A 22,490-nucleotide genomic window follows, 5' to 3' on the forward strand; every position below is an offset into this window, starting at 1 on the left:
CAAACTAACTATTTTGCTATTAATCGATTGCCAACCTACTACCGTCGAGCACATCGCATTGCAGATGCCATGAGTCTGACACCCATTTATAAGCCCTTATATCTAATAAAAAACCACCTTCCTGCCGGGTGAGGCTTATACAAAAACCGCTACACCGTACAAGATGAAACAACTGTTAGATGTGACTGCATATAACATCTTTTTCACATGCATTCGCAGGCAGTGTCCTACACTCATTTCCGTTAAACGCCGGGATCAGGACGTACCCACGTAACACAGCAAATAATGGAGATTCACCATGGAAAACTGGCGCACTACTCGACTCCCCAAACTGGAAGGGGAAAGCGAGATCACCACTGTCTTTGAGATGGTGCTTAACCATACCTATGAACTAGGTTTCCAATACTGCTCATTCACGATGGGCTGCCAATCAAATAGTCCCCAAGCAAAGCCCGTTCAGATAAACAACTATCCAAACGAATGGAACAAACTCTATCAACGAGCGCATTACTTCGAAGTGGATCCAATGGTGGCCCACTGCAAGCGCTGCGTATTGCCTATCGTCTGGGAGGAAAAGGCATTCGAAACCGCACCTGAATTGTGGTCGATAGCCCAATCGTACGGCGTGCATTTAGCCTGGACACAACCGGTGCATGACTTCCAGGGCGTCTACAGCATGCTGACCTTGGGCCGCAGTACTGGCGAAATCACCCCGCAGGAATTATATGAAAAGGCAGGGCAGGCCTTGTGGCTATGTCATGCGCTACACGCGGTGGTAGCGCAAAAATATGCCGATAACTCCGACGTGCATTCTCCGAGCAAACTGACCCCGCGGGAAACGGAAATCCTCAAATGGTCAGCCATGGGCAAGACCGCCTCGGATATCGCCACCATCCTCTGCCTTTCGGAGCGCACGGTAGGTTTTCACATCAGCAGTACGTTCAAGAAACTGGGGGTCAACAACAAGATCGCTGCCGTACTCAGTGCCTCCAAAGCGGGATTGTTTTAACCGGCGCAAGAAACACTGCATGCCATCGGGTTCAAAAAAAAGTAACATTTGTGGTCAATTCTGAGTGTTGACGCAGCCCTTGCAGGTATTGCTTCGCGGTTCACTCAGACGGCCCGCCGATTACCCAGAGCCTCCCCTGCCATGCCCCTGCTCGACAGCCCCTTCGCCCAGCTCGATCTGATTCGCCAGCCAGAGCAGCATAATGATCCGCTGCAAGCCTTCGATGCCGCCGACGAGTACCTGCTGAGCTACCTTGCCGAACAACAGCCCCCTGCTGCCACCCGCGTGTTGATCCTCAATGACAGCTTCGGCGCCCTGGCAGCCAGCCTTGACGGCCAGGTGCAGGTGACCTCCAGCGGTGACTCATTCCTCGCCGCACAGGGGCTGGAGAAAAACCTCGTGCGCAACGGCAAGGCCTTTGATGCAGTGAAGTTTACGCCGGCCAGCCAGGTCGCGACCGGGCCGTTCGATCGCGTGTTGCTCCGTGTCCCGAAAACCCTGGCGCTGCTGGAGGAACAACTGATCCGCCTGCAGGGGCAATTGGCGCCTGGCGCACAAGTGATCGCCGCAGCTATGGTCAAGCATCTGCCACGGGCCGCAGGCGAGTTGCTGGAGCGTTACATCGGGCCGATGCACGCCTCATTGGCGGTAAAAAAGGCACGGTTGCTGATCGCCACCGCTGCCGAACGCCCCGTGGCGGTCTCGCCCTACCCGACCCGCTACACCCTGGACACACCAGCCATCGAGTTGCTCAACCACGCCAATGTGTTCTGCCGCGAAGGCCTGGACATCGGCACCCGCGCCTTCCTGCCCCACCTGCCCAAAGACCTCGGCAGTGCCCGCGTGGCGGACCTGGGCTGCGGCAATGGCGTGCTGGCGATTGCCAGTGCCCTGCAAAACCCCGACGCCCACTACACCCTGGTAGATGAGTCCTACATGGCCGTGCAGTCCGCCGCTGAAAACTGGCAATCCGCTTTGGGTGGGCGTGAGGTCATAGTACGCGCCGATGACGGCCTGGCCGGCCAGGAGGCGCAATCGCTGGACGTGGTGCTGTGCAACCCGCCGTTCCACCAGCAACAGGTTGTCGGTGACTTCCTCGCCTGGCGTATGTTCCAGCAGGCACGAGAGGCCCTGGTCGTCGGCGGCGCCCTGTATATCGTCGGTAACCGTCACCTGGGCTACCACAGCAAGCTGGCGCGGTTGTTCCGCGGTGTCGAGCAAGTGGCGGCCACGCCGAAGTTCGTGATTCTCAAGGCACGCAAATAAAAAAGCCCTGCCCTTCCAAAAGAAAAGCAGGGCATGCCCCTCAAGTCAGCAGGCAGCGGGCTGCAAAGCCCGGATGGGGATGTCAGTGGGTGGTCAGGCCGGCGGCATTCATGAACATGCGCATCAGGCTGGCCACAATGAACAGGGCCACCACGCTGGCGGTCCAGATCATCGCCAGCCAACCCAGGCGCCGCCACAACGGCTGCTTCTCGGCCTGTTCAATCTCGTGCAACGTAGGTTTGCCGGACATGTTTCGACCCTCCTAGTGATAGCCGTCTTCATGGGTGACCTTGCCGCGGAACACGTAGTAGCTCCAGAAGGTGTAGCCCAGGATGAACGGGATGATGAACAACGTGCCCACCAGCATGAAGCCCTGGCTTTGCGGCGGCGCGGCGGCATCCCAGATCGACACGGACGGCGGGATGATATTCGGCCACAGGCTGATACCCAGCCCGCTGTAGCCGAGGAAGATCAACACCAGCGTCAACAGGAACGGCGTGTAGTGCGCATGGCGGGCCACGGCGCGGAACAACCCGTACATGGTCACCAGCACCAGGATCGGCACTGGCAGGAACCAGAACAGGTTCGGCAGGGTAAACCAGCGCGAGGCGATTTCCGGGTGGGTCAGCGGCGTCCAGATACTGACGATACCGATCACCGCCAACACCACGAAAGCCAACGGCCGCGCCAGGTTATGCATCTGCTCCTGCAACTTGCCTTCGGTCTTCATGATCAGCCAGGTGCAGCCGAGCAAGGCATAGGCCACGATCAACGCCACGCCACAGAACATCGTGAAGGGTGTGAGCCAGTCCAGTGAGCCACCGGCAAACTGGCGGTTGACCACCGGGATGCCGTCGATGAAGGCGCCCAGCGCTACGCCCTGGAAAAAGGTCGCCGCCAGCGAGCCGCCAATAAACGCCTTGTCCCACAAGTGGCGCTTGTGGTCCTTGGCCTTGAAGCGAAACTCGAAGGCCACGCCACGGAAGATCAACCCGATCAGCATCAGGATCAACGGCAGGTACAACGCCGACAACACCACCGAATACGCCAGCGGGAACGCGCCAAACAACGCCGCGCCGCCGAGTACCAACCATGTTTCGTTACCGTCCCAAACTGGGGCCACGGTGTTCATCATGACGTCGCGATCGACCTTGCCCGGGATAAACGGGAAAAGGATGCCGATACCCAGGTCGAAGCCGTCCATGACCACGTACATCATGATGCCGAAGATGATGATCACGGCCCAGATCAGCGGAAGATCAATACCCATCTCAATTCCCCTTGTGCTGGATGTGGTCGTGGTCGTTATCGCTGCCATCGTCGGCGGCGGACAACGGCCGCGCCGGGGTGCGTTTCTGGCCAGGGCCACCGTGGGTGGGTTCGCTGCCTTCGTGAGTCTGAGGCCCTTTGCGCACCAGGCGCATCATGTAGCCCAGGCCGGCACCGAACAGCGCGAAGTACACCACCACGAACAACACCAGGGTGATGGTCATTTGCGCCAGACTATGCCCGGACGAGGCATCCGCCGTGCGCATCAACCCATAGACCACCCATGGTTGGCGCCCGATTTCAGTGGTGAACCAACCGGCGAGAATCGCGATCAACCCGGACGGGCCCATCCACAACGCCAGGTACAGGAACGGCTTGGACGTATACATCTTGTCGCCCCGGCGCAGCCAGAGGCTGAACAAACCGGTGAAGATCATCAAAAAGCCCAGGCCGACCATGACCCGGAATGACCAGAACACGACCGTCGAGTTCGGACGGTCCTCAGGCGGGAACTCCTTGAGCGCCGGCACCTGCTTGTCCAGGGAGTGGGTCAGGATCAGGCTGCCGAGGTAGGGAATCTCGACCGCGTATTTGGTTTTCTCGGCTTTCATGTCCGGCCAGCCGAACAGGATCAGTGGTGTCGGCTCGTTGCCGATGTTTTCCCAATGGCCTTCAATCGCGGCGATTTTTGCCGGTTGATGCTTGAGGGTATTGAGACCATGGAAGTCGCCGATCACCGCCTGGATCGGCGCGACGATCAAGGCCATCCACATGGCCATCGACAGCATTTTGCGGACCGCCGGGTTGTCCTTGCCGCGCAGCAGATGCCAGGCCGCCGAGGAGCCGACGAAGAACGCCGTAGCCACAAAGGCCGCCGTGGCCATGTGCATCAGGCGATAGGGGAATGAAGGGTTGAAGATCACCGCCAGCCAATCGGTGGGAATCACGCGGCCATCGATGATTTCAAAGCCCTGGGGCGTCTGCATCCAGCTGTTGGATGCCAGAATCCAGAACGTGGAAATCAACGTACCGACCGCCACCATTACCGTGGAGAAAAAGTGCAGCTTGCGCCCCACCTTGTTCCAGCCGAACAGCATCACACCGAGGAAACCGGCCTCAAGGAAGAAGGCCGTCAACACTTCATATGTCAGCAACGGCCCGGTAATGCTGCCGGCGAAGTCCGAGAAGCGGCTCCAGTTGGTGCCGAACTGATAGGCCATGACCAGGCCCGAGACCACCCCCATGCCGAAGTTGACCGCGAAGATCTTCGACCAGAAATGGTAGAGGTCACGGTAGGTGTCGTTATGGGTCTTGAGCCACAAGCCTTCCAGCACCGCAAGGTAACTGGCCAGGCCAATGGTGATCGCCGGGAACAGGATGTGGAATGAGATGGTGAACGCGAATTGAATTCGGGCGAGATCTAGCGCCTCCAAACCGAACATAAGTCTTCCTCTGTCAGGTAATACCGGCTGCTGGCTGGGAGCCTGCAACCACTGCCCCCACGGATATGGAGTGCGGCGAATTTCAATTCGTTTCTTTTTTTACCCATCTCGCAGGGAATCTGGTCTTGCGACCGCCAGAACAATCCCGGGGCAGGTTTTGATCTGGATCAAGCATTGCTCAAAAGAGTAGTCTCATTTTCGCGATCAGACTGTGTGGTCTTTTGCCGCGTGACAGCTTGCCTCAGTCCTGTTCTCGCAACTATTTGTTACAGCTTGGTGCTAATCTCGCCATTCCCACAACCTGACCTGAGTTCCCGATGCCCAGTGAACCCGCGTTATTGTTACGTCACCACCGCCCTTTCATCGCGTTCTGGCTGGCGCGCATCTTTACTGCCAGCGGCTTCCAGATGCTCACCGTGGCTATCGGCTGGAACCTCTACCAACTGACCGGCAATGTGCTGGACCTGGGCTTGGTGGGTCTGGTGGAATTCGTACCGCGTGTGCTGTTCATGCTGCACACCGGGCATGTGGCTGATCGCTATGAGCGACGCAAAGTCGCCGCTATCTGCCAGACCCTGCAGGCGCTGATTGCCTTGTCCCTGGCCATCGGCGGCCTGACCGGCAACGTGACCCGCGAGATGATCTTTATTCTCGCGTTCCTGCTCGGCGCGGCGCGTTCGTTTGAAATGCCCACCACCCAGGCTCTGCTGCCAAGTATCGTGCCGAGCGCCCTGTTCCCGCGGGCCGTGGCCTCCTCGCAATCGGCCCAGCAATTGGCGACCATCGTCGCCCCGGCCCTTGGCGGTTTGCTCTATGCGTTTGGCAGTGTGTGGGTGTACGGCCCGACCGTGGCGCTGTACCTGATCGCCTGCGTGCTGACCCTGAACCTGCCCGCCCGCCAGACCCCGCTGAACAAAGGCAAGGCCACCCTGGATTCGTTGCTGGCCGGCATTCGCTTTATCCGCAGCCGCCCGGACATCCTCGGCGCTATCTCCCTCGACTTGTTCGCCGTGCTGCTGGGTGGCGCCACCGCGCTGTTGCCGGTGTTCGCCAAGGACATCTTGTTGACCGGCGCCTGGGGCCTGGGCCTGCTGCGTTCGGCACCGGCGGTGGGGGCGTTGTTGATGTCGTTGTGGTTGGCGCGGTTCTCGGTGGATCGCCAGGTCGGCCGCGTGATGTTTACCGCCGTCGGCGTATTTGGCGTGGCAACCATCGCCTTCGGTCTGTCGACCTCGTTCTGGTTCTCCCTGGCAGTGTTGGTGGTACTCGGCGCGGCGGACATGATCAGCATGGTGATCCGCGCGTCGTTCGTGCAGCTGGAAACGCCGGATGAAATGCGCGGGCGGGTCAGTGCGGTCAATGGCCTGTTTATCGGCGCATCAAATCAGTTGGGCGAATTCGAATCCGGGATTACTGCTCATTGGTTCGGCACTGTGCCGGCGGTGGTCATGGGTGGTATCGGCACGCTGGTGGTGACTGGGGTGTGGATCAAGCTGTTTCCGACATTGGCTAATCGGGACCGTATGCATGTGCCGGTGGAAGAGCCCATTCAAAAAGCTACCGCATAGCTAATGTGGGAGGGGGCAAGCCCCCTCCCACATGGGTGATGAGGTGTTTTTTAAAGCACCTTGTCCAGGGTGATCGGAAACTCCCGTACTCGCTTGCCGGTGGCGTGGTAAATCGCATTCGCCACCGCCGCCGCCACCCCGACGATCCCGATCTCTCCCACCCCCTTGGACCCCAGGGCATTGACGATCTCGTCGTGCTCTTCGACAAACACCACGTCAATCTCGCCGATATCGGCATTCACCGGGATGTGATACTCGGCCAGGCTGTGGTTCATGTAGCGCCCCAGTTGGTGATCGACCTGGGTCTCTTCATGCAGGGCCATGCCGATGCCCCATACCACGCCGCCGAGTATCTGGCTGCGGGCCATCTTCGGGTTGACCACGCGCCCGGCGGCAATCGCGCTGACGACACGGCTGACCTTGATAGTGCCCAGGTCCTCATCCACCCGCACCTCGACGAATACCGCAGAGTGGGTGGCGGTGGCATAACCCTCGCGCTTCTTGTCGGGCTCACTGTCGACCTGCACCTCCAGGACGTCCTCACCACTGTCCTTGACGAGCTGGGCCAACGCTACACTCACGTCACCGGCATGCAGCTTGCCGTCCTCGAACCTTACGGATTCGGCATCCTTGAACACCGGATAAGTCTGCCGGGCGATTTTCAGCAATTTGGCGTTCAGTGCTTCGCACGCTTGCTGCACAGCGGTGCCGACGGAGGACACGGTAAACGAACCGCCCTGCAGCGGCGCCGTGGGTAGGGAGGAATCACCCAACAGGAAATTGATATCGGCCAGCGCCACGCCACTGGCCTGTGCCGCGATCTGGGTCATCACTGTGTAGGTGCCCGTGCCAATATCCGTGGTAGCGCTGCTGACCGTGAGCTTGCCATCGGCGTCGATGCGCGCCTTGGCGCTGGCCTTCATCTGCATGGCTTCCCACACGCCGCCGGCCATGCCCCAGCCGATCAACTGGCGGCCGTCGCGCATGCTACGCGGTTCCGGGTTGCGCTGGCTCCAGCCGAAGCGATCGGCGCCCTCGCTGTAACACTCGCGCAGAGCCTTGCTTGACCAGGGCTTGTCTTCGTTCTGGTTGCGCTCGGCGTAGTTGATCAGGCGCAGTTGCACCGGATCGATAGCCAGGGCGCAGGCCAGTTCATCCATGGCGCATTCCAGGCCGATCACGCCCAAGGCGGCGCCGGGTGCGCGCATGTCCAAGGGCGTGAACACATCCAGCGGTGCCAACTTGTAGGTCAGTTGCACGTTGTCGCAGTGATAGAGCATGCCGCTCCACTCCACTACGTGCTCGCTGAAATCCTCGAAGCGCGACGTCTGGCCAATTGCGGTATGGCCCAGAGCCAGCAATCGGCCGTTGGCAGCGGCACCCATTTGCAAACGCTGCAAGGTGCGCGGGCGATAACCGAAAGTGAACATTTGCTGGCGGGTCAGGGTGACGCGCACTGAACGCTTGAGCGCCAGGGATGCCATGACGGCCAGTGGCAATTGGTATTGCGGGCGCAGGCCTGAACCAAAGGCGCCGCCGACGAACGCAGCGAAAATGCGCACCTGGGTTTTATCCAGGCCAAAGACTTTTTGCACATAGGCCTGGCAGTTCTGCGGGCCCTGGGTCTTGTCGTGGATATGCAAAGTGCCGTCCGGCTGATACAGCACAGTGCTGGCGTGGGGCTCCATCGGGTTGTGGTGCTCGATGGGGGTGCTGTAATGCAAATCGAGGCTGACCGCGGCGCCCGCCCATTCGGCCTGGAAGTTGCCGCGTGGCTTGGGCGGCGTCTGTGGCGAAGGGTGGGCCTGCTCCTGTTGGGTGAGCAAATCCGTCTCGAAGCTATCGCGTTCGTATTCGATCTGCACCAGTGAGCCGGCATGCCGCGCCAGCTCCAGGTTATCGGCGATCACCAGGGCCAGGGGTTGGCCGCTGTAGAGCACACGATCGTTGTAGAGCGGGCGAAACGGCGAGCCATCAGCGGCATCGGCGTCGGCGAAGGCATCGTCGTAGCTGGCGATCTTCGGTCGATTGAGGTGATGGATCACCGCCACCACGCCCGGCAACGCCAGGGCCTTGGCAGTATCAATGCTGACGACCCGGCCCTTGGCGATCGTGCTGGAGACTACGCTGCCATGCAGCAGGCCATCTTCAGGAAACTCACCGGCATAACGCGCTTGTCCGGTGACTTTAAGCAGGCCGTCGACACGGTCCAGGGGTTTACCGATGGCACTCATGGCTGTTCTCCTGCGACCGCTGCATCGCTCAGGGCACGAATGATTGCGCGACGCGCCAGCTTGATCTTGAAGCCGTTGTGTTCCAGCGCCTCGGCATCTTGCAATAGGGCGTCGGCGGCGTTGCTGAAGGTTTCGCGGCTGACGACCTGGCCGATCAATGAAGCTTCTACCGCACGGTCACGCCAGGGTTTGTGCGCCACGCCGCCCAGCGCCAGGCGCGCATCGATGATCGTCTCGCCATCAAGCTCAAGGGCTGCGGCGACGGACACCAAGGCAAAGGCGTAGGACGCCCGGTCGCGGATTTTCAGGTAATGGCTGTGCCGGGCCAGATGGTCGGCGGGCAACTCGATGGCGGTGATCAATTCGTCGTCGGCCAACTGGTTATCGCGCTGCGGCGCATCACCGGGCAGGCGGTGGAAGTCGGCAAACTCGATGACTCGCGCACCGCCGCGCCCCTCGACATGTACCCGCGCCTCCAGCGCCGCCAGCGCCACGCACATGTCCGAAGGATGGGTGGCCACGCAGTGCTCGCTGGCGCCGAGGATCGCATGGATGCGATTCAAACCGCTGCGTGCCGGGCAGCCGCTGCCGGGCTCGCGCTTGTTGCACGGCACCGTCGCGTCATAGAAGTAGTAGCAACGGGTGCGCTGCAACAGGTTGCCGCCGGTACTGGCCATGTTGCGCAGCTGCGGCGAAGCTCCGGCCAGGATCGCCTGGGACAGCAACGGGTAGCGCTGTTCGATCAGCGGATGCCAGGCCAGGTCGGCATTGCTCACCAGCGCGCCGATACGCACACCGCCCTCGGCAGTTTCTTCAATCCCATGCAGTGGCAGGCCAGTGATATCGATCAGGTGCTCGGGGCGGCTGATGTTTTCTTTCATCAAGTCCAACAGGTTGGTGCCGCCGGCAATGAAGCGCGATACCGCACTGCTCAACTGCACGGCTTCGTGCACATCTGCAGGTTTGCTGTACTGGAAAGGGTTCATTGCTCACCTCCCGTGGTGCGGCACGCTGGCAGCGCCTCTTCGATGGCATCACGGATATTGGTGTAGGCGCCGCAACGGCACAGGTTGCCGCTCATCAGCTCCTGGATCTGGGCACTGTCGTGTGCGCGGCCTTCATTGGCCAGGCCCACGGCGGAACAGATCTGGCCGGGGGTGCAATAGCCGCACTGGAAGGCATCGTGCTTGATAAAGGCTTGCTGCATGGGGTGCAGCTGGTCGCCTTCGGCCAAGCCTTCGATGGTGGTCAGCTCGGCGCCATCGCACATCACGGCGAGGGTCAGGCAGGCGTTCACGCGCTTGCCATCACGCAATACCGTGCAGGCGCCACATTGGCCGTGGTCGCAGCCCTTTTTGCTGCCGACCAGGTCCAGTTGTTCGCGCAACAGGTCCAGCAAGGTGGTCCAGGGCAGCACGTCCAATTGGCGATCCTGGCCATTGAGGGTCAATCGAATCGAGTGGGCGACGAACGGTTGGGCCGCCGCGCCATTAGGGGTCGCGCTCATAAAACACCTCACGGGTTGGTGTACATCCGCGGCGTTCAGGAAAGTCGCCGTCTTAGGGGTACGACTTCCCGGGGTTTTGAGCGTTCAAGATGATTGATCAGCGGATATTGAGCTGGGCTTTCAAGGTGTTTTGCGGCGGGTTGATCGAGGTGTTGGTGAACTCGAACCAGCCCTGGGCCTGCACGTTCAGGTCGAATACATAGATGTAGCCCATCAACGTGCCCACGCCGTTGCACGCCTCACTGATGTTGCCGACCTGGCATACCGCCGTGCGTTGCCCGTTCAACTCTGCGCCGTTGAAGCGCCCTATCGGGCTGTTGCCCAGGCCGACTTCCATCACCGAGACCTTGGTGGGCCCGCGGTGCTCGCACATCTGGGTGGTGTTGACCCGTTCCGGGATCGCTTCGCTGCACTTGGCCGATTCCACCTTGAACACCCGCACCTCGCTCAAGGCCGGTGCAGCCGCGCCCCACGCCGGTGCTGCACCCAGCCACAGGCTGATACTGGCGATCAGAGCTAGACTCCACGCGTTGGCTTTTTTCATGCTGGCAATGACCCGGTATTGAACGTCGGCGCAGTATGCCTCAAGGCCATGCGCCACACAGCCTCGGCTGCTGGTATGATGCGCCGCTTTTTCCGATCCTCTCTGAAACCACAGGCGCTTGGCGCAGTTTGTGCTTTGACTTAGAGGTCAACAAATAACGACGCAAGATAGCGTCACAGGGAGCCGGCATGCTGGAAAAGCTGTTTCAACTCAAAGCACACAACACCAATGTGCGCACCGAGATTCTCGCGGGTATCACTACGTTCCTGGCCATGGCCTACATCCTGTTCGTGAACCCGAGCATCCTCGGCGAGACCGGCATGGACAAGGGCGCGGTGTTTGTCGCCACCTGCCTGGCCGCCGCCATCGGCTCCACCGTGATGGGCCTGATCGCCAACTACCCGATTGCCCTCGCACCGGGCATGGGCCTCAACGCCTTCTTTACCTACACCGTAGTCCTGCACATGGGCCATACCTGGCAGGTGGCGTTGGGTGCGGTATTCATTTCGGCGGTGCTGTTCTTCCTGCTGTCGATCTTCCGTATCCGCGAGTGGATCATCAACAGCATCCCCCTGCCCCTGCGTTCGGCAATTGCCGCCGGTATTGGCCTGTTCCTGGCGCTGATCGCCCTGCACAACGCCGGTATCGTAGTCGCCAACCCGGCCACCCTGGTGGGCCTGGGCGACCTGAAGCAACCCGCGCCGATCCTCGCCACCCTCGGTTTCGTGCTGATCGTCGCGCTGGAAGCCCTTGCGGTACGTGGCGCCGTGTTGATCGGCATCCTGGCGGTGACGATTGTCTCGATCCTGTTGGGCGTCACCCCGTTCGGCGGCGTAACTTCGATGCCACCGTCCCTGGCCCCGACCTTCCTGCAGCTGGATATCAAGGGCGCCCTGGATATCGGCCTGGTCAGCGTGATCTTCGCCTTCCTGTTCGTCGACCTGTTCGATAACTCCGGCACCCTTATCGGCGTCGCCAAGCGGGCCGGCCTGATGGGCAAGGACGGCCATATGCCGAAAATGGGCCGTGCGCTGATCGCCGACAGCACCGCCGCCATGGCCGGCTCCTTGCTCGGCACCTCGACCACCACCAGCTATATCGAATCCGCTGCGGGCGTGAGCGCTGGTGGTCGCACCGGCTTGACCGCCATCGTGGTTGCGATCCTGTTCCTGCTGGCGCTGTTCTTCTCACCTCTGGCGGCCAGCGTACCGGCCTTCGCCACCGCGCCAGCGCTGCTGTTCGTTGCAGTATTGATGACCTCTGGCCTGGCCGAAATCGACTGGGATGACATTACTGTTGCAGCGCCGGTGGTGATCACAGCCCTGGCGATGCCCTTCACTTACTCCATCGCCAACGGCATCGCCTTCGGTTTCATCGCCTGGACCGCCATCAAGCTGCTTTCGGGCCGCTACCGTGAGCTGAATCCGGCACTGGTGATCCTGTCGATTCTGTTTGTGATCAAGCTGGGCTGGTTCAACGCATGATTTTTGACGCCGCAACCTACACCGTTCAACTGCAAGACAAGGTCACGCGCCTGCGTGACCTGCTGGCACCCTTCGACGCGCCGGAGCCTCAGGTTTTCGACTCGCCCTTGCAGAACTTCCGCCTGCGCGCGGAGTTCCGCCTGTGGCGCGAAGGAGGCGAGCGCCACTACGCGATGTTTTCCCAGGACGACAAGCGCACGCCGATCCTGATCGAAGCGTTTCCTATCGCCAGCCAGCGTATCAACCAACTGATGCCGCAACTCAAGGCTGCCTGGCAAGCCAGCGCTGCCCTGAGCCACAAGCTGTTCCAGGTGGAGTTCCTTACCACCCTGGCCGGCGACGCGATGATCACCCTGTGTTATCACCGCCCCCTGGACGAACATTGGCACACCGCCGCGAACAAGCTGGCGGCGGAGCTGAACGTGAGCATCATCGGCCGCTCCAAGGGCAAGCGCGATGTGATCGGCCAGGACTACGTGGTGGAAAAACTCGATGTCGGTGGCCGCACCTTCAGCTACCGCCAACCCGAAGGCGCCTTCACCCAGCCCAACGGCACGGTGAACCAGAAGATGCTCAACTGGGCCTATGAAGCCCTGGGCGATCGCCCGGACGATCTGCTGGAGCTGTATTGCGGCAACGGCAACTTCACCCTGCCGTTGGCCACCCGCGTGCGTAACGTGCTGGCCACCGAGATCAGCAAGACCTCGGTGAATGCAGCCTTGAGCAACCTTGATGAAAACGCGGTAGGGAATGTCACGCTGGTGCGCCTCTCCGCCGAGGAACTCACCCAAGCCCTGAATGAAGTGCGTCCGTTCCGCCGCCTGCACGGCATCGACCTGAAAAGCTATGAGTTCGGTAGCGTCTTCGTCGACCCGCCCCGCGCCGGCATGGACCCGGACACCTGCGAACTGACCCGGCGCTTCGACAACATCCTGTACATCTCATGCAACCCGGAGACGTTGGCGGCGAACATCGCGCAACTGCACGACACGCACCGGATTACCCAATGTGCGATGTTTGACCAGTTCCCGTGGACGCACCATATGGAGTCGGGTGTGTTGCTGACCCGCCGATAATTGCTCAAGACACTGAGATCCAACTGTGGGAGGGGGCTTGCTCCCTCCCACATGGGTTATTCATGTGTCTGAGGTATCCGGTGTTTGCTTGCGCGGCCGCCCGCCCTTCTTGCCATTGGCGCGGGCGGCGGCGGATTTGGCCGCGCTGCTTTTGCGACCATTGCGCGATGCCACCAGGCTGGTTGCCAGTTCCATCAGCGGTTGGCTTGTGGCGATCAGGCCGGTGATCGAAACATCCAGGTCCTGAGCCTCACAGCTGATCGCTTTGCCACCGAAAGTCACCTCCAACTGCTGGAAATCTTTCTCTGAAAAGCCTTCGAACTCCGGCAGGCCAGCCACCGGCAACATGATGCGGCTGCCGTCGCTGAAGCCAATGGAGAGACAGTCGTTTTCATAACGTACGTTGCTGGCGTTGGCGTACAGGCGTTTCAACCTGCGCCCTCGGGCGATTGCCTTATCAACGTCAGCTTCAGTGAGAGGTACATAAGGTTTGACCTTAGCTTTTACGATCTTCATAAATTAATCCCCACGCAATCTGGCGCTCTTACCAGATTCAAAATTGTCCGTTGCTCGACAACGTCGTGCCGTGCGCTTGCGATGACGTAGACACCCGGTCGAATGACCAACCCTGGAACCAATTCACCTGCGTCCCAATTCCAGGAATGATTCTCCAGGCAAACCGTTTGCAGTTTTTCCCACCAGATCCTGCGTGCCCGCGCCAGGTAGTGCCGCTGCATGATCGCCCCGCGTATGTCATTCAGAACCGCTATGGGTGGCCGCCTCCGTTCAGGCTCTACATCCCACAACTCAACGTCTCCATCCAAAAAACTGAAACGAAACCGCGCATCCCACTCCTTGCCCCTGACATGTACATGGGGTGGACAATGCTCATCCCTGACAAACACCGAAATCACGTAGCCTTTGTAGGCACCTACTCTCATCGTAACCCATCCGTTAGGTTATTTTCCGCCAGGTAACAATTTCCCTCTGCCACCCGACAACCGGCTCCCTATTCCCGAAGCTGTTTCAAAGATTAGTAACCACAAAAAACCCGGCGAATGCCGGGTTGTAACCACTCATGCCGACGGCTGGAAATACCCGGCCAGCGCTCGCAAATCCTGCTCGCTCAGCAACCCCGCGTAATACTTCAACTGAATGCGCGCCAGCAGGTAGGCATGCCGCGCATTGGCCAGGTCGCGGCGGGCGGTGAAGAGTTGTTGTTCGGCATCAAGCACGTCGAGGTTGACCCGTTCGCCGCCACTGACGCTTTTCTTCGTGGCGGTCACCAGCGCTGTCGCGGAACTCACCGCCATTTCATAGGCCCGCACCTTCGCCTCGCCGCTGGTATTGAGGTTGAATTGCTTGCGCAATTCCACCAGCGTGGCGGCGGTTTGCGCGTCGAGCTCGTATTGGGCCTGGGACAGCTGGTTGGCCGCCTGGCGCGTGGAAGCCGAGACCGAGCCGCCCGCAAACAGCGGTAGGCTGACCTGGATGCCGACGCTGTTGGTGTCGTACTTCTGGTTGTAGCTGCTTTCTGAGTCGGAGCTGGTCTGGCGGCTGCTGGCGTACAGGCTGACCTTAGGCAAGTGCCCGGCGCGCTTGCGTTCCACTTCATAAGAAGCCACGTCCAGTGCGTGGTGCTGGGACTTGAGTTCAGGGTTGTTGGCCATGGCCAGTTCACGCCAGGTTTCGAAGCGATTCGGTTCCAGCGGTGCAATATCGAATTGGCGGGCCAGGGGCGCCAGCGCTTCGATCTGCAGCGGCTGGCCGACAATGGCCTCCAGCTCGCGCAAGGCGCTGTCCTGGGCATCCAGGGACTCGATTTCCTCGGCCTGGGCCAGGCTCAGGCGCGCCTGGGTTTCGAGCACATCGGTGCGCGTGCCTTCACCGCCTTTGAGCAGGCGATCATTGAGTTGCAGACGTTCGGCATAGGCGCGTTTCTGCGCTCGGCTCAACTCGATGCGCTCCTGGGCCAGCAACGCCTGGCTGTAGGCGCCCAGCACCCGCACCGCCAGTTCCTGGCTCTTGCCGCGAAAGCGCTCATCAGCCATCAGCGCCTGGGCCGTGCCTTGGCGAAAGCGTGCGTAGGCTTCGTAATCCAGCAGCGGTTGCTGCAAGGTCAGGGTCGAGGCGTAGCTGCGATAGTTACGGGCGCTGGTGACATTGCCGAGCGCGGTGCTCTGGGTCACTTCCGATTCATTGCGCGAATTGTTGTAATTCCAAGACAGGTTCGGCAGCAGGGCCGCCCGCCCGATCACGCGGTTTTCTTCACCGGCTTCACGCTCCTGGATCGCGGCCTGAAAAGTTGGATCATTGCGCAGGGCCAAGTCATAAACGTCCAACAAACCCAAGGCCTGCGCGGCCGATGTACAGCTGAAACAGAGGGTGAACAGCAACGCCTTCATTCTTCCACCAGGGCCATATGGGTGCGGTCCAGCAAGGGCTTGAACAGGTAGTTGAGCATCGAGCGCTCGCCCGTCTTGACGAAGGCTTCCACCGGCATGCCCGGGCGGATCTGCACGCCGTCCAGTTGCTGCATGCCGGCCGCACTGACCTGGGCCCGCAACGTGTAGTACGGCTCGTCGGTGCGCTCATCGACCTGACGGTCGGCGGACACCAGCGTGACTTCACCCGCCACCCGTGGCGTAGTGGACTGGTTGAACGCCGAAAACATCAATTCCACCGGCAACCCGGGGTGCACCTTGTCGATCATCTGCACCGGCACCCGTGCTTCCACCAGCAGCGGCTCGCCCTGGGGCACGATGTCCATCAGGGCCTGGCCGGGCTTGATCACGCCGCCCTCGGTGTACACCTCCAGCCCCACCACCACGCCGGATGCCGGTGCGCGTACCAGGCTGTTGGCCAGTTCAAACTCAGCCGAGGCCAGGCGATTGCGCAGGTCGTCGCTGCGAGTGCGGGTCTCGGCCAACTGGCCGCGCAAGTCTTTCTGGAAGTCTTCACCGAGCTGGCGGATGCGCAAACGCAATTCCAGCACCTGGCGCTGCATCTGGCCGATGCGTCCAGCATCCTCGGCGATAGCGCCATCGATTTGCGCGTACAACCGCTCGCTGTCAAGCAGGCGATTGCGTGGGATGTAGCCGTCGCGCGCCAACTCACGCAGGCCCTGCAGTTGTTCATTCAACGCCGCCCGCTGTTGCACTTTGCTCGCCTGGGAGTCCCGCGTACCGCGCATTTGCGCCTCAAAGCCGGCGATGGTTTCGCGCAGGCCCGCCTGTTCGGTGGCCAGTGCCTGGGCACGGCTTTCGAACAGCCGGCGTTGCAGACTCAGGGTGGAGGCGGCTTCAGGATCGGCCAGCAGCTCAGGTGCAAACTCGATCGCCGGCAAACCTTCGCTTTCTGCACTCAAGCGCGCTTCGCTGGCCAGGGACGCGAGGTATTGGCTGCGCAGCGACTGCATCTGCCCGCGCAACGGAGTTTCCTTCAAGCGCAACAACACCTGGCCGGCACTGACCCGGTCACCGTCACGCACCTCGATACGCTCGACGATCCCGCCCGCCGGGTGCTGCACCGTCTTGCGATGGCCCGAGACCATGACCTTGCCCGGCACGGCCACGCCCTTGTCCAACGGTGCCAGCGCCGCCCAGCCAAGAAAGCCGGCAAAGCCTCCAAGCACCAGCCACCAACCCAGGCGCGAATATTTTTTGTCATCCAGCGCCAGCACGTTGTGCGGCGGCTCACTGACCCATGCAGCTTTGCTCTGGCTCATGCGGGTTTTCCTTCACCGAAGCGGTAGCTCATGCTCATGCTCGACACCGGCTTGCTGACCACAGGTTTTTGCCGCGCCTCCAACACCCGCGCCGTCGGGCCGAACGCCTGCATCTGGCCGTCCTTGAGGATCAGCAACTGGTCGGTCAGGCTCAGCACGTTGGGTTTGTGGGTGATCAGAATCAGGGTGCGGCGCTGTTGCTTGAGCTGGGCGATGGCTTGCAGCAGCGCCTGCTCGCCCACTTCGTCGAGATTGGCGTTGGGCTCATCCAGCACAATCAGCGCCGGCAGGCCGTACAGCGCACGCGCCAGGGCGACGCGTTGTTTTTGCCCACCGGACAAACCCGCTCCGCCTTCGCCCAGCAGGGTGTCGTAGCCTTGGGGCAGTTGCAGGATCAGCTCATGCACGCCAGCCATTTGCGCCGCAGCGAGGACTTTGTCGGCTTCCACCGTTTCAAAGCGCGCGATGTTTTGCGCGATGCTGCCGGCGAACAACTGGATGTCCTGGGGCAAGTAACCGATATGCGGACCCAGTTGCTGCTTATCCCAGAGAACCAGGTCGGCGCCATCGAGGCGCACCTTGCCGGCCAGGGGTGCCCAGGCACCCACCAGCACCCGGGCCAGTGTCGATTTGCCGCAGCCCGACGGCCCGATAACACCGAGTACGTCACCCGCTGGCAGGCTGAAACCCAGGTTGGCCAGCGCCGGCCGGCGACTGCCAGGGGCACAGGCGCTGATCTGCTCCACGCTCACCAGACCCTTGGGCACGGGCAGGGCCATGCGTACCGGGCGCGCCGGGTTATCCTGGAGCATCAGTGACAAGCGCTCATAGGCCAGACGCGCCGAACTCCACTGCTTCCACACGCCGATCAACTGGTCGATGGGGCTGAGCACCCGGCCCATCAGGATCGACCCGGCAATCATCATCCCCGGGGTGATGTCGCCGTTGACCGCCAACCAGGCGCCCAAACCCAGTACCAGGGATTGCAGGGCCAGGCGTACGCCCTTGGACCAGGCGGTAACCACGGCAGTCTTTTCACTGGCCAGGTTCTGCTGCACCAGAAATGCCTGGTGTTGGCTGAACCAGCGCCCGCGCAAGGTCGCGAGCATGCCCATGGCTTCGATGGTGTCGGCATTGCGCAGGTTGGCCGTGGCCTGCTGGCTGGCGCTGATCGACAGTTGGCTGGCCAGGGCCATCGGCGCCTGGCTGACATGATGGTTGGCCCAGGCCAGGGCAATCAACAGCAGCGCACCGCCCAGCGCCAGCAGGCCCAGCCAGGGGTGGAACAGGAAGATCACCAACAGGTACACCGGAAACCATGGCGCATCGAAAAAGGCGAACAACGCCTGGCCGGTGGCGAACTGGCGCAAGGTGGTCAGATCGTGCAGTGCCTGGCCCGCGGCCTGGGTGCCGCCCTTGAGCTGCGCTTCATAGGCGGCGTCGAAGACACGCTGGTTCAAGCGCATGTCCATCTGCGTGCCGAGGCGAATCACCACCTGACTGCGCACCCACTCCAGCGCCCCCATCAAGCCGAACAGGCCGAGGATCATCAGCGTCAGCATCAGCAGCGTCATCTGGTTGCCCGAGGCCAATACCCGGTCATACACCTGCAACATATACAGCGCCGGAGCCAGCATCAGCAGGTTGATCACCGCCGAGAACAGGCCGATGTTGAAGAAGGCACTTTTATAGGCCGTCAGTGCAGCCAGCATCTCATTCGTGCGCTTGGCACCGGGCCGAGTCATGGTGGTTGTTCCATTGAAGAGTCGAGCAAGGGCCCGCCCGGTGCGTTGACAGCACCTGCGGCGTGCCCACTGGATTCGCAAGGCCGATGAAGGCGTGATCCTCCACCGGCTTTTATGCATCAGGCGGCCATGGCGAAGTCTTGAGGCGCGTCCTGAATGCCGACCAGACCCACATCGGCTGCGGCGAATGCAGCCGAGTCCTGATGTGCCACACCGGCCGCGGCCAGTTGATCGAAGGTGGAATTGACCGACAGGCTTGGGTCGATGCCCTTGAGCAAGGTATCGATGGCCGAAGCCAATGCCGAACTGTCACCGCTCATCAGGCCGTACACGATTTTGTGCACCTGGCCGTCACGGCCTTCGGACTGCAGGCTCGACAGGCCCAGGTTGGTGAAGCTGACTTCCTGGTTGGCGATGCTGTAGCCACCGCTGCTTGCGCCACCGGCCAGGGTGTCGCCCAGGGTCAGAGCGTCGAGCGAACCCCACAGCGTGTGAGTCGGCGGATTGAACAAGGTGTAATGCAGGCTGCCTTCGGCGACCACGGCGGCATCACTGACACTGCTCGAAACGCCGTATTGAGTGCCATCGAACGGTCCAGGATTGAAACCACCGGTGTTCACACCCTCTTTGACCGAACCTTCACGGTGGTTGAGATCACCGAAGTAGGCCGACCAATCGCTCAGATACTGGGCAACGGTGCTAGCGGCGTAGGTCGTGCTGTATGAAATAGAAATGCTCATGCAAAACTCCAAGTCATGGGGTAGTCACTCCGCAGCAAGCCAGTGCCTGCTGTGGTTTTGCCCGTCACTGGGCAAAAGCGGTCAGAACTGATATTCAACGGTGCCCTGCAAGGTGCGCCCACGCCCCAGGGTGAAGGCCAGCACATCGCCCAACGGCACCAGGTAGGCGCGGTCGGTGACGTTTTCCATGGCCAGACGCAGGGTCAACTGGTCGGTGGCGCGATAGCTGCCGTACAGGTCGTAGACGGTGTACGGCTTCCAGTCGGCGGGGTAGACGCCGGTTTGCGAAGTGGTCACCCCGGCGCCGCCTTTGACGTAATAACCGGCGCTGTAGCGGGCGCGGACGCCCACATCCAGCTTGCGTTCGAAGAACCGTGCGCCCAGGGTCGCGGTGCCGCGGTCCATGGGCATGTGTTCGGAGGAGCCCAGGATCGCGCTGCAGCCCACGCCGGCATTGGCCGCGTCGTCCGGCACCATCGCGTCCACCGGCGCACGGTTGCCCGGGCGTTTCTGGGTCTTGGTCACGCCGCCGAGCCAGGCGGTCTTGCTACAGAATTTGTTGCTGCCGAGCATGCGCGTGTAGTTGAACTGGCCGTAGGCAAACCCGGCGTCGTAATCGAGCTGGTATTCGAGACCACGAAAACGTGTGGTCTCCAGGTTGTTCACATACGCTGCACTGCCGATATTGACGTTGCCATAACCGGGCGGCTGTACGCCCAGGGCCATATAGGAAAAATCATCGACCCGGGTGTTGAAGTAGGACACCTTCATGCCCACGCGATCCTCGGCGAACAGCAGGTCTTCCCTGAGCACATTGAAGCCCACTTCCCACGCGATGGATCGCTCCGGCTTGAGGTAGGGGTTGGGCAGAATCGACTCCGAACCACCGCCATGGGGCCGGCCGCTGACCATGGTTTCGGTCACCGCCGGCGGGCGCCAGCCCTTGCCGTAGGTGGCGAACAGTTGCAGCCAATCGACACCTGGCTTGATCGACAGGCCGAAGGTCGGCGAGAAGCGACCTTCCTCGCGATCCACGTCGTAGTTCACCGGCACGCCGATCTGGCGGGTGGTGCCGATGATGAACGTGCGGGTGTTCAAGCCGGTTTCGCCGCGCAGCCGATAGCGGTCATAACGCAAGCCGGCGTTGAGGTTCAGCCAACCGTCGTAGTCGAAATCCAGGCGCCCGAACACACTGCCCATCGCACGATCACCTTTGGGCGTGATGCTTTCGGCTGCCGAGGCCTTCACCGCAGAGCCAGCTTCCACGGCCTGATTGGAATCCGGCCGTACCTTGTCGTAGAAAAACTCCAGCCCATAGTTGGCCTTGAGTGCGGCCAGTTCCGTCAGGGCAAAGGTCGAAATGTTCTGCGCCTGCAAGCCGTAGGTATTGGTTTGATAGGTGACGTCGTAAGCCTTGTTGATACCCCGGGCCAGGGTGGATTGCTCATTGCGGGTGTCTACGTAGTAGAGCTTGGCCTTGAAGTCGATCAGCGGGTTGTCCGGCGCATAGCTGTAATCCAGCGCAACGTTCTGTGCCCTGACGTCGCTGCTGCCGAGCTTTTCCCATAACTGCACCTTTTCGGCGGTCATCATGTTGACGTCGTCGTAGTCGACGTCGGTGGCCAGGTAACTCAGTTGCAAACGCTGCTCAGACGGCAGGTTCAGCCCCAGCTTGAGCAGGCGCGAACGCATCACCGAACCCGAATAGGCCACGGTGGTGTTCTTGATGCGCTCTTCACTGGCCGGCATGAACGCCGCGCCGGTACGCAACTCGCCAATGCTGCCCTTGGTGCCAGGGTTGTAATCGCCCAGGTGACGCTCACTGGCGGCCACCAGCATGTCCCACACATCGGTGCCCACGGCAAACGCCGAGCTGCCGATGAAATGGGTACCGTTGCTGCGCCCGCCCAACCCTGAGGTGAGGCGAATGCGCCCGCCGATTTCCTTGCCGCCCTTGAGCAAGTCAGCGGCCTCCACCGTACGAAAGTTGGCCACCCCGCCAATCACGCCCGCACCGCCCTGGGTGGAGGTCGCGCCCTTTTCGATCACGACTTCGGACAACAATTGCGGGTCGACATACAACGTGCCATTGCGTTGCTGGTGACCGCTCTGCTGGTAATTCTGGCGCATGCCATCGACAGACATATTGACCCGGCCATAGTCCTGGATACCGCGGATATTCACGGACAGCCCTGGGTCTTGCTGGCTGACGGCGGAGTAGACCCCAGGCGCCTCTTCAAGCATCTCGGCGGCATGCCGAGGCGGGTTGCGGTCCAACTGTTCGCGACCGACCACGCTCACCGAGCGCGGGGTTGAATACACCCAGTCCTGCTTATGCAGGCCGGTGACTGTAGTGGTCGCCAAGGCCAGGGCACCGGCCTGTTGCTCAACCCGGTTCAAGGTGACCTGGCGCTCCCCGGTAAAGCGGTATTCAACCGGCGCGGCCCCCAGCAGGCGGCCAAGCCCTTCCTGCACGCCAAAGCTACCCTTGAGCGCGGTGCTGCTCAGGCCTTGCAGGCGTTGACTGTCGAACAGCACTTGCAGCCCGGCCTGGTCGGCGAAAGCCAACACCGCACTGCCGAGCGATTGCGCAGGGATATCGAACCGCAGCACCGCGGATTGGGCGGCACCGGCCGCAGGTTCCACGGCATGGACCGGCGCGGCGACGGCCAACACCCCCAGGTGAATGGCCAGGGCCAACCGACTGCCGGTGATACGCCCCTTGGTGAGTGCTGACATGTGTGTGATCCCTGCGCTGAGCTTTTTTGTTTATGCGAATGCTTCTCACCTAGCAAGACGTGCGAGGCGCGGGAAGTCAGTAATATTTTTTTGCAGGAGCGAGCTTGCTCGCGAAAAACGTCAACGAAAACGCGCTGCCC

Annotated in this window: 19 protein-coding genes; 5 read left to right on the forward strand and 14 right to left on the reverse strand. The window is 61.1% G+C overall.

Annotated elements, in window-relative coordinates:
* Positions 1 to 298: 298 nt before the first annotated feature.
* Complete coding sequence (locus tag BLU48_RS24225; RefSeq protein WP_057024508.1) at positions 299 to 1,009, forward strand: LuxR family transcriptional regulator; 711 nt, start codon at positions 299 to 301, stop codon at positions 1,007 to 1,009.
* A 141-nt stretch (positions 1,010 to 1,150) separates the two neighbouring features.
* On the forward strand, positions 1,151 to 2,275 hold the full coding sequence (locus BLU48_RS24230; RefSeq protein ID WP_057024507.1) for a methyltransferase: 1,125 nt from the start codon (positions 1,151 to 1,153) through the stop codon (positions 2,273 to 2,275).
* An 82-nt stretch (positions 2,276 to 2,357) separates the two neighbouring features.
* Here the strand turns inward: BLU48_RS24230 and BLU48_RS24235 are convergent, their stop codons facing one another.
* The 3 genes from BLU48_RS24235 to BLU48_RS24245 are packed head-to-tail and all read right to left on the reverse strand — an operon-like array spanning position 2,358 to position 4,986.
* Entirely contained in the window at positions 2,358 to 2,525 is a 168-nt protein-coding gene (locus BLU48_RS24235; protein WP_068965453.1) for a DUF2474 domain-containing protein, read from the reverse strand.
* Positions 2,526 to 2,537: 12 nt separating this feature from the next.
* The gene (cydB, locus tag BLU48_RS24240; protein WP_057012814.1) at positions 2,538 to 3,545 is read right to left on the reverse strand and encodes a cytochrome d ubiquinol oxidase subunit II; all 1,008 of its coding nucleotides are present in this window, start codon (positions 3,543 to 3,545) and stop codon (positions 2,538 to 2,540) included.
* 1 nt (position 3,546) lies between these two features.
* Positions 3,547 to 4,986 carry a cytochrome ubiquinol oxidase subunit I gene (locus BLU48_RS24245; protein ID WP_057024506.1) on the reverse strand — a complete coding sequence of 480 codons (1,440 nt, stop codon included), beginning with the start codon at positions 4,984 to 4,986 and terminating at the stop codon, positions 3,547 to 3,549.
* A gap of 317 nt (positions 4,987 to 5,303) precedes the next feature.
* Between BLU48_RS24245 and BLU48_RS24250 the strand changes: the two genes are divergently transcribed.
* Complete coding sequence (locus tag BLU48_RS24250) at positions 5,304 to 6,554, forward strand: MFS transporter (protein WP_057024505.1); 1,251 nt, start codon at positions 5,304 to 5,306, stop codon at positions 6,552 to 6,554.
* Between the two features lie 50 nt (positions 6,555 to 6,604).
* Here BLU48_RS24250 and BLU48_RS24255 read toward each other — a convergent pair whose 3' ends face one another.
* The 4 genes from BLU48_RS24255 to BLU48_RS24270 all read right to left on the reverse strand — a co-directional run bounded on the left by BLU48_RS24255 (position 6,605) and on the right by BLU48_RS24270 (position 10,839).
* Positions 6,605 to 8,788 (reverse strand): xanthine dehydrogenase family protein molybdopterin-binding subunit, encoded by a 2,184-nt coding sequence (locus BLU48_RS24255; protein WP_057024504.1) that lies wholly within the window; start codon positions 8,786 to 8,788, stop codon positions 6,605 to 6,607.
* Entirely contained in the window at positions 8,785 to 9,774 is a 990-nt protein-coding gene (locus BLU48_RS24260; protein WP_057024503.1) for an FAD binding domain-containing protein, read from the reverse strand. The genes BLU48_RS24255 and BLU48_RS24260 overlap by 4 nt, the downstream gene beginning before the upstream one ends.
* Positions 9,771 to 10,295, reverse strand: coding sequence for a (2Fe-2S)-binding protein (locus BLU48_RS24265; RefSeq protein WP_043048475.1), 525 nt, complete (start codon positions 10,293 to 10,295; stop codon positions 9,771 to 9,773). The genes BLU48_RS24260 and BLU48_RS24265 overlap by 4 nt, the downstream gene beginning before the upstream one ends.
* A 97-nt stretch (positions 10,296 to 10,392) precedes the next feature.
* Complete coding sequence (locus BLU48_RS24270; RefSeq protein WP_057024549.1) at positions 10,393 to 10,839, reverse strand: DUF4879 domain-containing protein; 447 nt, start codon at positions 10,837 to 10,839, stop codon at positions 10,393 to 10,395.
* Between the two features lie 188 nt (positions 10,840 to 11,027).
* Between BLU48_RS24270 and BLU48_RS24275 the strand changes: the two genes are divergently transcribed.
* Together BLU48_RS24275 and trmA are read left to right on the forward strand one after the other, a co-directional pair.
* Complete coding sequence (locus tag BLU48_RS24275; protein WP_034117796.1) at positions 11,028 to 12,323, forward strand: NCS2 family permease; 1,296 nt, start codon at positions 11,028 to 11,030, stop codon at positions 12,321 to 12,323.
* Complete coding sequence (trmA, locus tag BLU48_RS24280) at positions 12,320 to 13,399, forward strand: tRNA (uridine(54)-C5)-methyltransferase TrmA (protein WP_057024502.1); 1,080 nt, start codon at positions 12,320 to 12,322, stop codon at positions 13,397 to 13,399. The genes BLU48_RS24275 and trmA overlap by 4 nt, the downstream gene beginning before the upstream one ends.
* A 60-nt stretch (positions 13,400 to 13,459) precedes the next feature.
* Here trmA and BLU48_RS24285 read toward each other — a convergent pair whose 3' ends face one another.
* The 7 genes from BLU48_RS24285 to BLU48_RS24315 all read right to left on the reverse strand — a co-directional run bounded on the left by BLU48_RS24285 (position 13,460) and on the right by BLU48_RS24315 (position 22,350).
* Complete coding sequence (locus BLU48_RS24285; RefSeq protein WP_057024501.1) at positions 13,460 to 13,915, reverse strand: DUF2442 domain-containing protein; 456 nt, start codon at positions 13,913 to 13,915, stop codon at positions 13,460 to 13,462.
* Positions 13,912 to 14,340 carry a DUF4160 domain-containing protein gene (locus tag BLU48_RS24290; RefSeq protein ID WP_057024500.1) on the reverse strand — a complete coding sequence of 143 codons (429 nt, stop codon included), beginning with the start codon at positions 14,338 to 14,340 and terminating at the stop codon, positions 13,912 to 13,914. The genes BLU48_RS24285 and BLU48_RS24290 overlap by 4 nt, the downstream gene beginning before the upstream one ends.
* A gap of 135 nt (positions 14,341 to 14,475) precedes the next feature.
* Positions 14,476 to 15,804, reverse strand: coding sequence for a TolC family outer membrane protein (locus tag BLU48_RS24295; protein ID WP_057024499.1), 1,329 nt, complete (start codon positions 15,802 to 15,804; stop codon positions 14,476 to 14,478).
* The gene (locus BLU48_RS24300) at positions 15,801 to 17,126 is read right to left on the reverse strand and encodes an HlyD family type I secretion periplasmic adaptor subunit (protein WP_057024498.1); all 1,326 of its coding nucleotides are present in this window, start codon (positions 17,124 to 17,126) and stop codon (positions 15,801 to 15,803) included. Before BLU48_RS24300 ends, BLU48_RS24295 begins: the two co-directional genes overlap by 4 nt.
* On the reverse strand, positions 17,123 to 18,871 hold the full coding sequence (locus tag BLU48_RS24305; protein WP_057024497.1) for a type I secretion system permease/ATPase: 1,749 nt from the start codon (positions 18,869 to 18,871) through the stop codon (positions 17,123 to 17,125). Before BLU48_RS24305 ends, BLU48_RS24300 begins: the two co-directional genes overlap by 4 nt.
* Positions 18,872 to 18,990: 119 nt before the next feature.
* Complete coding sequence (locus BLU48_RS24310) at positions 18,991 to 19,611, reverse strand: heme acquisition protein HasA (protein ID WP_043048484.1); 621 nt, start codon at positions 19,609 to 19,611, stop codon at positions 18,991 to 18,993.
* Between the two features lie 81 nt (positions 19,612 to 19,692).
* Complete coding sequence (locus BLU48_RS24315) at positions 19,693 to 22,350, reverse strand: TonB-dependent receptor (RefSeq protein ID WP_057024496.1); 2,658 nt, start codon at positions 22,348 to 22,350, stop codon at positions 19,693 to 19,695.
* Positions 22,351 to 22,490 lie beyond the last annotated feature (140 nt).

It is taken from the genome of Pseudomonas synxantha, assembly GCF_900105675.1.
Lineage (GTDB): Bacteria > Pseudomonadota > Gammaproteobacteria > Pseudomonadales > Pseudomonadaceae > Aquipseudomonas > Aquipseudomonas synxantha.